Genomic DNA, 1,255 nt, shown 5'->3' with positions numbered 1-1,255 from the left:
CATTTCTCCAAGTTGGTGCATTTGAATCTTCAAAGTCTGCCATAAAAAGATGTGCTCCTGAATTTAAAGCGTTAATGACCATCTTTCTATCCACCGGCCCAGTAATCTCCACGCGGCGATCCTCTAAATCTTTCGGAAGCTCAGCGATTGTCCAATCCCCTTCACGTATATGCTTTGTTTCTTCTAAAAACTTAGGAAACTCCCCTGCATCAATTCTTTTTTGTTTCTCCACACGCTTTTGTAAAAGTTCCGTGCGGCGTTCATTGAAATTTTCATGTAATTCCTTTAAAAAACTAAGCGCCTCAGGTGTCAATATTTCGTTGTACGCTGGTAACATTTCTCCAACGAGTGTAACCCGTGAAGTTTGCGTCGACATATTAGCATCCCCTTCTTAAACTGTCTTATAACAGATTTGATTTTATGTTTTATATTATATAACAAATCTTCAGAAAAGGAAGTTTTTTTTGAAAATTTAATGATTTTTTTACAACTCCTTTCTTTTGCACTTTATTTCACGCAAAAAAGGCCGCTGTTATACAACAACGGCCTTTACGTATTTTTTTTATTGCTGTGTCATATCATTCAACATTGCTTTATATAAAAACTGTGCGTATTGTTCTCTTGTTACTTTCATGGACGGACCAAATTTATTTTCTCCGATTCCCACTGTAATATCATTTGTTTTTATTGCACTAATTGCATTTTTTGCCCATGAATCTGCTGAAACATCATTAAAAGTATGAGATCCCTTTGCCTGTAAGTCAAAAGCATTCGTAAGAACTTGTGCCATTTCCGCACGCGTTAACGTCGCTTTCGGTCTAAAGTTTCCATGCTCATCCCCCATGAAAATTTCCATTTCTGTTAAAGCTAATATTTCCTCGATAAAGTCTGTCGAATTTTCATCGATATCCCCATATGGGTTCTCATATTCATCTTGTTCTTCTATATCAAACACACGATAAATTAAAGCTGCCACTTGCTCACGTGTTACATCATCCCCAAAACCGAACACCCCATCTCCATATCCAAAAATAATTTCTTGTGCCGCTAAATTATGAATCGCCTCATATGACCAATGTCCTATTGGTACATCTTTAAATACAATTGTATTTGTATTTTGTAGCGGTGCACTTTCCGCTTTTACATTATTACTCTCTGCTGAGAATAATACCCCACCCATAATTGTTAATGCTGTAGCTGTTTTTAATAATTTTTTGCTCATCAAATTATCTCCCTAATATGTATATGTTTTTAA

At 35.9% G+C, this 1,255-nt stretch carries 2 pseudogenes; both read right to left on the bottom strand.

Annotation, left to right across the window (positions count from 1 at the left end):
* Nucleotides 1-376, bottom strand: a pseudogene (locus tag AC1DTM_RS27125) (malate synthase A); the annotation flags it as partial.
* A 186-nt stretch (nt 377-562) separates the two neighbouring features.
* Nucleotides 563-1,255 (bottom strand): annotated as a pseudogene (locus AC1DTM_RS27120) (S-layer homology domain-containing protein); the annotation flags it as partial.

The sequence above is a fragment of the Bacillus sp. P4_D3 genome, from assembly GCF_056401855.1.
Note: the sequence above shows the minus strand (reverse complement) of the source record. Positions and strands in the feature narration are given on the sequence as shown.